At 73.8% G+C, this 8,277-nt stretch carries 10 protein-coding genes; 7 read left to right on the top strand and 3 right to left on the bottom strand.

Going from position 1 to position 8,277, the window contains the following annotated elements; translation table 11 throughout:
• Nucleotides 1-1,217: PTS transporter subunit EIIC (locus tag AB0C69_RS33330; RefSeq protein ID WP_360358884.1), on the bottom strand; the 1,217-nt coding region annotated here is incomplete at its 3' end.
• Between the two features lie 23 nt (nt 1,218-1,240).
• Entirely contained in the window at nt 1,241-1,981 is a 741-nt protein-coding gene (locus AB0C69_RS33325; RefSeq protein WP_141581197.1) for a GntR family transcriptional regulator, read from the bottom strand.
• Between the two features lie 454 nt (nt 1,982-2,435).
• On the opposite strand from AB0C69_RS33325, the gene nagA reads away from it, so the two are divergent.
• The 7 genes from nagA to ptsP are packed head-to-tail and all read left to right on the top strand — an operon-like array spanning nt 2,436 to nt 8,035.
• Entirely contained in the window at nt 2,436-3,596 is a 1,161-nt protein-coding gene (gene nagA / locus AB0C69_RS33320) for an N-acetylglucosamine-6-phosphate deacetylase (RefSeq protein ID WP_360358883.1), read from the top strand.
• Nucleotides 3,593-4,633: an SIS domain-containing protein gene (locus AB0C69_RS33315; RefSeq protein WP_345177790.1), complete on the top strand. Its 1,041-nt coding sequence runs from the start codon at nt 3,593-3,595 to the stop codon at nt 4,631-4,633. The genes nagA and AB0C69_RS33315 overlap by 4 nt, the downstream gene beginning before the upstream one ends.
• Before the next feature lie 30 nt (nt 4,634-4,663).
• On the top strand, nt 4,664-4,897 hold the full coding sequence (locus AB0C69_RS33310; RefSeq protein ID WP_345177791.1) for a glucose PTS transporter subunit EIIB: 234 nt from the start codon (nt 4,664-4,666) through the stop codon (nt 4,895-4,897).
• 35 nt (nt 4,898-4,932) lie between these two features.
• A complete protein-coding gene (locus AB0C69_RS33305) occupies nt 4,933-5,382 on the top strand; it encodes a PTS glucose transporter subunit IIA (RefSeq protein ID WP_089315944.1) in 450 nt (149 codons plus the stop codon).
• A gap of 4 nt (nt 5,383-5,386) precedes the next feature.
• Nucleotides 5,387-6,064 (top strand): HAD family phosphatase, encoded by a 678-nt coding sequence (locus AB0C69_RS33300; RefSeq protein ID WP_360358882.1) that lies wholly within the window; start codon nt 5,387-5,389, stop codon nt 6,062-6,064.
• A gap of 14 nt (nt 6,065-6,078) precedes the next feature.
• Nucleotides 6,079-6,351 carry an HPr family phosphocarrier protein gene (locus AB0C69_RS33295; RefSeq protein WP_345177796.1) on the top strand — a complete coding sequence of 91 codons (273 nt, stop codon included), beginning with the start codon at nt 6,079-6,081 and terminating at the stop codon, nt 6,349-6,351.
• A gap of 13 nt (nt 6,352-6,364) precedes the next feature.
• Entirely contained in the window at nt 6,365-8,035 is a 1,671-nt protein-coding gene (gene ptsP, locus AB0C69_RS33290) for a phosphoenolpyruvate--protein phosphotransferase (protein ID WP_360358885.1), read from the top strand.
• 7 nt (nt 8,036-8,042) lie between these two features.
• On the opposite strand, the gene AB0C69_RS33285 is transcribed toward ptsP, so the two are convergent.
• The coding region (locus AB0C69_RS33285; protein ID WP_360358881.1) for a hypothetical protein at nt 8,043-8,277 on the bottom strand (235 nt) is incomplete at its 5' end.

The raw sequence follows: 8,277 nt of genomic DNA, 5'->3' as shown, positions 1-8,277 counted from the left end.
ATCAGGAACTTGAAGATGAAGTAGTACAGGAAGAAGTACAGGACGCCCATGCCGAGGATGAGCCAGAGGCCCTTGGTGTTGTCCTTCGAGGCGTTCAGCAGCAGGTCGATGCCGCCCGCGGAGAAGCCGAAGCCGAGCTGGGCTCCGGCCGCCTCCAGGACCGCCATCGAGATGCCGGTGAGGACGACGTGCACCCCGTACAGGACGGGCGCGACGAACATGAACGCGAACTCGATCGGCTCGGTGACGCCGGTGACGAACGCGGTGAGCGCGGCGGAGATCATGATGCCGCCGACCGCGGGGCGGCGGTGCGGGGGAGCGGCGCGCCAGATGGCGAGGGCCGCGCCGGGCAGGCCGAACATCAGGACGGGGAAGAACCCGGCGAGGAAGCCGCCCGCGTGCGGGTCGCCGGCCAGGTACCGGTTGATCTCGCCGTGCACGGTGCCGTCCGGGCCGTTGTAGGAGCCGAACACGAACCAGATCAGCGAGTTCGGGATGTGGTGCAGGCCGAACGGCAGCAGCAGGCGGTTGATGACGCCGTAGATGCCGGCGCCGGCGGCGCCCGCGCCGGTGATCCAGTTGCCGAAGTCGGTCAGCCAGCTGCCGAACACCGGCCAGATGAAGCCGACCAGGACGCCGAGCACCAGGGCGGCGACCGCCGTGATGATCGGGACGAACCGGCGGCCGCCGAAGAACGCCAGGTAGGTGGGCAGCTTCACCCGGTAGAAGCGCTGGTAGAGCAGCGCGGCGACGACGCCGATGAGGATGCCGCCGAGCACGTCGGTGGGGTTCTTGGCCCCGAAGTCGATGACCTCCTTGGGCGCCCCGTCCACCACCTTGGTGATCAGCACGTTGCCCTTGAGCTCGTCGCTGTGCGAGAACATGATCTTGGATACCTGGTCGAACACCAGGTATCCGACCACGGCGGCGAGCGCGGTGGATCCGTCGGACTTGCGGGCGAACCCGATCGCCACGCCGACCGCGAACAGCAGCGGCAGGTAGCTGAACAGGGCCTGGCCCGCGCCGCCGACGACCTCGGCGACGCGGTCCCAGCCGAGGCCGTCCACGCCGAGCATGTCGGGCTGGCCGAACCGGAGCAGCAGCGCGGCGGCGGGCAGCACGGCGATCGGCAGCATCAGGCTGCGGCCGATGCGCTGCAGCACCGCGAGGGCGCTCGACCCTCGGCGCGGCGCGGAGTCCACTGTTGTCGCAGTCATCGCGAGGTTCCTCCTCAGGGGTTTCAGGAGTGCGGCGGGGGATTTCCGAGCGCCGTGTGGATCTGGTAGCGGTCCGCCCTGTAGGTCGACACGCCCAGCTCGGCGCACACTCCTCCGGTGTAGGAGCGCCGTTGCAGGAGCAGCACGGCACTGCCCCGGGCGATCTGCAGGTGCCTGGCGTCGGCGGCGTCGGCCAGGCTGGCGTCGATGGTCTGGTCGCCCGCGTCGAAGACGAGCCCGTAGACCGCTTCGAGGACGCCGTAGAGGGAGCGGTCCGCGAGCCTGCGATCGAGCAGGTCGGGCGCGAGCGAGGCCAGGATATGCGCGCGTTCGAGTGCCATGGGTTCCCCGTCGGCGGTGCGCAGCCGCTCGATGACGTGGATCTGCGTGCCCGGCTCGACGTCGAAGATCCGGGCGAGCCGCGCGTCGGCCGGGACCGTGCGCCGGTCCAGGTCGACGGCCCCGGGCCGCAGCCCCCGGGCCAGCATGTCCTCGGTGAACGAGACGAGCCGCAGCGGCATCTCGATCTTTGGCCGGGCGACGAAGGTGCCCTTGCCGGGGACGCGGTAGAGCCGCCCCTCGGACACCAGCTGGTCGACGCCCTGCCGGACGGTCATGCGGGACAGCCGGTACCGGACGCACAGCTCGCGCTCCGAGGGGATCGGGGCGTCGACGGGCAGTTCCGCGCTCTCGATGAGGTCGAGCAGGATCGCGCGGAGCTGGAAGTACTTCGGTACCGGACTGTGCGGGTCGATGGTCGTCACGGGGGTTTCCTCGATGGCCGGTGGCCGGATCGATGGGATTCGCCGGGTTTCGACGGATGGGTGGGCTGGTCGGTCGTTCGACGGTATTCGATTTGGTTCGTACTGGTCTAGGCCGGACTAGACCACAGCTCCGAAAGACATGTCAATGCACGAATCCGTAACGGCTCGATCACGCGCCGGCGACGTCAAGATCGACAAAACCGCAGGTCAGGTACCCCGTACCGGACGGTGCCTCCGGTTCCGACCCCGGTTTCCTGACCATTTCCGGCTCCCTTCCCCGTGTTCCGGCTGCCGGAACTCCCGCGGCGCTCCCGCGTCGGACGAAGTTTCGCCCCGCGTCTTCATCTCCCTCCGATTCGTGGAGTATGGTGCGTACTGGTCTAGTCCGGACTAGACCAGTTGCTATCCGGAGGAACCCCACCCGCGATCATCGCGTCACAGAGAGCGCGCCCCCATGGCATCACTGCTGATCACGGCCGAACAGATGGTCCTCACCCCGGCGGCCGGCCCGCACCGCGTCGTGTCCCCGGGCTACGTCCGCGTCGCGGACGGGGTGATCGTCGAGGCCGGAGAAGGGCGTCCGGAGGGCGCGCCCGACGTCCACCTCCCCGACGGCCTCCTCGCGCCCGGCCTCGTCGACCTCCAGGTGAACGGGTACTTCGGGCACGACATGGTGGACGCCGACGCCGCCGCCTGGCACACCGTCGTCTCCCGCCTGCCCGAGACCGGCGTGACCGCGTTCCTCCCCACCTTCATCACGGCCCCGGTGCGCGCGCAGGCCGAGGCGCTCCGCCGCACCCGCGACCTGCTGCCGGGCCTGCCGCCCGGGGCCCGCGTCCTCGGCGTCCACCTCGAAGGCCCGTTCCTGTCGGAGAAGCGCAAGGGCGCGCACAACGCCGCGCATCTCACCGACCCCGCGCCCGCCGACATCGCGACGCTGCTGGAGACGGGCCTGGTCAAGCTGGTCACCCTCGCCCCCGAGCGGGACGGCGCCCTGGAGGCGATCCGCACCCTGACCGCGGCGGGCGTGCTGGTCAGCGTCGGGCACAGCGACGCCACCGCCGCGCAGGTCGCCGCCGCGGCCGACGCCGGCGCCCGCAAGGTCACCCACATCTTCAACGCGCAGACCGGCGTCCACCACCGCGACCCGGGCGTGGCCGTGCAGGCCCTCATCGACGAGCGGCTGAGCCCCGGTCTCATCCTCGACCTGCACCACGTCGGCCCCGAGGTGGCGACGCTGGTGCTGCGGGCCGCGGCGGGACGGGTCGTGCTCGTCACCGACGCGGCCTCGGCCGCCGGGATGCCGCCCGGCACCTACGACCTCGGCGGCGAGCCCATCACCATGCCCGAGCAGGGCCCGCCGCTGCGCGCCGACGGCACCATCGCCGGATCCGGCCTCCGGCTGGACGAGGCGGTCGGCAACGCGATCGCGCTCGGCGTCGACCCGGCCGACGCGGTCGACGCCGCGACCCGGGTCCCGGCCGGCCTCGCCGGCCGGCCGGACCTCGGCCGGATCGCCCCCGGCGCAGCGGCCGACCTGGTCTGGCTGGGGCCGGACCACCGGGCGCTTGCGACCTGGATCAACGGGCAGGAAGTCTTCGGAGGGGGATCATGACCAGTCAGATGCGCGCCGAGATCGGTGAGCAGCCGGACGCGCTGCGCCGGACGATCGACGCGCTCCTCCCGCGCGTCGCCGACGTCGGGGCGCTGGCGCGGGAGACGCGGCAGGTGCTGTTCATCGCGCGCGGGTCGTCCGACAACGCCGCGGTGTACGGGCGCTACCTGGTGGAGGCGCACGCCGGGCGGCTGGCCACGCTCGCCGCGCCGTCCATCGCGACCGCCTACCGCCGCCGGCTGGACCTGTCCGGCGTGCTGGCCGTGGCGATCAGCCAGTCCGGCAAGACCGAGGAGATCGTCGAGACGCTCGACTGGGCGCGCGACTGCGGCGCCCGGACGGTCGCGGTCACCAACGGCGCCGGGTCGCCGCTCGCCGAGGCCGCCGAGGTCGCCCTGGTCACGCAGGCGGGCGCCGAGATCGCCGTGCCGGCGACCAAGACCTACACGACGCAGCTCGCCGCGCTGTCGGTGCTCGGCCTCGGGCTCGGCGCCCAGGTCGCCGAGGACGACCTGCGCCGCGTCCCCGACGAGGTCGCCCGGATGATCGCGCTGACCGAGGCCTCGCCCGCGCTGCCGGAGATCGTCGAGGAGCTGGCGAAGGTCCCGGGTACGGTGGTCTCCGGACGTGGAATCGCGTTCGGGACCGCGCTGGAGCTGGCGCTGAAGATCAAGGAGGCGTGCTACCTGCACGCCATGGGGCTGTCCTACGCCGACCTGCTGCACGGCCCGATCGCGGTCGTCGACGCGCAGACCCCGGCGCTGCTGGTCGCCGCCGACTCCGGGCCGACGCTGCCGGGCACCGTCGCCCTGGCCCACCGGGTGCGCGGCGCGGGGGCCCGCGCGTTCGGCGTGGGCGGCGGAGCGGAGCTGGCGGAGGCGTGCTCGGCCGCGCTGCCCGGTCCCGGGCTCCCCGAGTGGGTGGCGCCGCTGGGCCTCATCGTCCCCGGCCAGATCATGGTCGAGAACCTGGCCCGCCGGCTCGGGATCGACCCCGACGTCCCGCGCGGCCTCAACAAGGTCACCCAGACCGACTGAGCACCCGGATCCCGAGAAGAGAGAACGAGCATGGACAAGGCCGAGGCCATCATCGCCGCCCTGGGCGGGGCCGACAACATCGTGGAGATCGAGCCGTGCGCGACCCGGCTGCGCACCGAGGTCTCCGACGCCGGAAAGGTCGACGAGCCGGCCCTCAAGAAGGCGGGCGCGTTCGGCGTCATGCGCAGCGGCTCCGTCGTCCAGGTCGTCGTGGGGCCCGAGGCCGACACCATCGCCAGCGACATCGAGGACCTCCTCGACTGACCAGACCTCCTCGACCGACCAAGGGAACCCCTCTGATGACCCGAGTACTGTCCCCGGTCGCCGGCCGGGTCGTCGGCCTCGCCGGCGTCCCGGACCCGGTGTTCGCCCAGGCCATGGTCGGCCCGGGCACGGCCGTCGACCCCGAGCGCGGTCCCGGCCACGCCATCGCGCCCGTCACCGGGAAGATCGTCAAGCTGCACCCGCACGCCTACGTCGTGGTGGACGCCGAGGGCCACGGGGTCCTGGTGCACCTCGGCATCGACACCGTCAAGCTGAAGGGGCAGGGGTTCGAGCTCCTGGCCGCCGAGGGCGACGAGGTGACCGCCGGGCAGCCGCTCGTCGGCTGGGACCCCGCGGTGATCGAGGCGGGCGGCCGCTCGCCCATCTGCGCGGTCGTCGCGCTGGACGCGGGCGCCGACGCCCTGTCGGACGTGCGCGAGTCGGGCGAGGTGGCGAAGGGGACCGAGCTGTTCACATGGAGCTGAGCACATGGCGGTGATCGGTCTCGGCGCGGCGGTCTTCGATCTCGACGGCACCCTCATCGACACCGAGCCGCGCAACCGCGTGATGTGGTCGCGCCTGTTCGACGCCCACCGCGTCCCCTGGGACGAGGCGCTGATCGGCTCGTTCGCGGGGCGGCGGGGGACCGAGGCGCTGGCGGACCACGTGCACCTGTTCCCCGGCCGGACGGTCGAGGAGCTGTTCGAGCAGGCGGTCTCCTACGAGTCGCTGCCGGGGATGCCGGACGTGGCGCCCGTTCCCGGCGCGGTCGACCTCGTCCGGTCGCTGGCGGACGCGGGCGTGCCGCTGGCGGTGGTGACGTCGGGGCAGCGGCCCTACGCCGAGCGCCTGCTGGACCTGCTGGGCATCCGCGGCCTGCTCGACCTCGTGGTGACCGCCGGTGACGTCGTCACCGGCAAGCCGCACCCGGAGGGATACCTGGCCGCCGCGCGCGACCTGGACGTCCCGCCGCAGGAGGCGGTCGGGTTCGAGGACGCCCCGGCAGGGGTCGCGGCCGTCAAGGCCGCGGGAATGACATGCGTCGGCGTTGTCACCACGCAGTCGGTGGGCGCGCTGGCCATGGCCGACCATCTGGTGGCCGATTTCATCGAAGTGGACGTCGTGCCGGGCCCCGCGCTGCGGGTGCACCGGACGGTAACGAGCTGATTGGGAGTAATGCGGTGACCGAGCGCAACGTCAAGATCGAGTCCAGGGTGGGGCTGCACGCACGGCCGGCCGCGCTGTTCGTCCAGACCGCGGCCAAGGCCCCGATGGACGTGACGGTGTCCAAGCGCGGCGGCTCCCCGGTGAACGCCAAGAGCATCCTCGCCGTGCTCGGGCTGGACGCGCGGCACGGCGAGGAGATCGTGCTGTCCGCCGAGGGCGACGGAGCCGACGAGCTGCTCGACAGCCTGGAGAAGCTGCTGTCCACCCCGGAGCCCGAGGGGGCCTGAGGTGGGCGAGGTGATGCAGGGCGCGGGCGTCAGCCCCGGTGTCGGGACCGGGCCGGTGCGCACCATCGCGGGGGCCGTGCCGGAGCCGCCCGCCGGGTCCCGGCACGGCGGCGACGCCGGCGCCGAGCGCGACTCCGCGCTGGCCGCGCTGGAGGCCGTCGCCGCCGACCTGGAGGAGCGCGGTGAGCGCGCGGCCGCGGCCGGCAACACCGACGGCCGTGACGTGCTGAACGCGCAGGCGATGATGGCCCGCGACCCCGGGCTCGCCGACGGCGTCCGCGCCAAGATCGACGAGGGGGTGTCGGCGGCCCGCGCCGTGTTCGAGGCGTTCGGCGTCTACCGGGAGATGCTCGCCGGGGCCGGCGAGTACATGGCCGCGCGGGTCACCGACCTCGACGACATCCGCGACCGCGCGATCGCCCGGCTGCTCGGGCTCCCGATGCCGGGCGTCCCCGAGTCCGACGAGCCGTTCGTGCTGGTCGCCCGCGACCTCGCCCCGGCGGACACGGCCGTCCTCGACCCGGCGCAGGTCGTGGCGTTCGTGACGGAGGAGGGCGGCCCCACCAGCCACACCGCGATCCTGGCGCGGACGATGGGCGTCCCCGCCGTGGTCGCGCTGCCCGGCGCCGCCTCGCTGGCCGAGGGGACCCGCGTCCTGGTGGACGGCGCCGCGGGGACGGTGCTCCCCGACCCGTCCGAGGCGGAGGTGGCCGCGGCGCGGGCGACCGCCGCGGCCCGCGCGTCCGCGCTGGAGGAGTCCACCGGGCCGGGCGCGACCAGGGACGGGCACCCGGTCCCGCTGCTGGCCAACGTCGGCGGCCCCAAGGACGTGGAGGCGGCGCTGGCGAACGGCGCCGAGGGCGTCGGCCTGTACCGGACGGAGTTCCTGTTCCTCGACCGCGCGGCGCCGCCGTCCGACGGGGAGCAGGAGGAGGCGTACCGGAAGGTGCTGGAGGCGTTCCCGGAGGGCCGCGTGGTCGTCCGGACGCTCGACGCCGGCGCCGACAAGCCGCTGGCGTTCCTGCCCGCCCCCGGTGAGGAGCCGAACCCGGCGCTCGGCGAGCGGGGCCTGCGGATGATGCGCCGCCACCCGGACGTGCTGGCCTCGCAGCTCGCCGCGCTGACCCGCGCCGCCGCGGGTCTCAGCGTCAAGCTGCAGGTCATGGCGCCGATGGTGACGGACGCGGAGGAGGCCGCCTTCTTCGCGGCCGCGTGCCGGGAGGCCGGCGTCGAGCATCCCGGCGTCATGATCGAGGTTCCCGCGGCCGCGCTGCGCGCCCGCGACCTGGCGCCCGAGGTGGAGTTCTTCAGCATCGGCACCAACGACCTCACCCAGTACGCGTGCGCGGCGGACCGGCAGGTCGGCGGCCTCGCGCACCTCCAGGACCCGTGGCAGCCCGCCGTCCTCGACCTGGTCGCCCCCGCGGCCGGCGCGGGCGTCCCGTGCGGCGTGTGCGGGGAGGCCGCCGGCGATCCGGCGCTGGCCTGCGTGCTGGTGGGGCTCGGCGTGACGTCGCTGTCGATGAGCGCGCCGTCCCTCCCGCTGGTGCGGGCGGCGCTCGTGCGGCACACGCTGGAGGAGTGCCGCGCGGCGGCCGCGGCGGCCCGTGCCGCGCGCACCGCCGAGCAGGCCAGGGAGGCGGCCCGCGCCCACCTGCCCGGACTGGCGGACCTCGGGCTCTGACCCGCGGTCAGCCCGCCACGAGCCAGCGGCTCCCGCGTCCCCGCAGGACGAAGCTCGCGGCGAGCAGTCCGCCGGGACGGGCGGGCGCGGTCTTCCACCGCAGGTGCTCGAACCGGACGGTGCACTCCCCGGCGCCCGGCCCGGCCTCGCAGGTCGGGACGGTCACGCCGCGCAGCGCCGCGAGGTCCTGCGGGCGCAGCTTCGCGCGGGCCCGGCCGAGCCCCGAACGGCACCGGCCGGGC

Source organism: Actinomadura sp. NPDC048032, assembly GCF_040653175.1.
In the GTDB taxonomy this organism is placed as follows: Bacteria; Actinomycetota; Actinomycetes; order Streptosporangiales; family Streptosporangiaceae; genus Spirillospora; species Spirillospora verrucosospora.
This window is presented reverse-complemented; position numbering and strand designations above follow the sequence as displayed.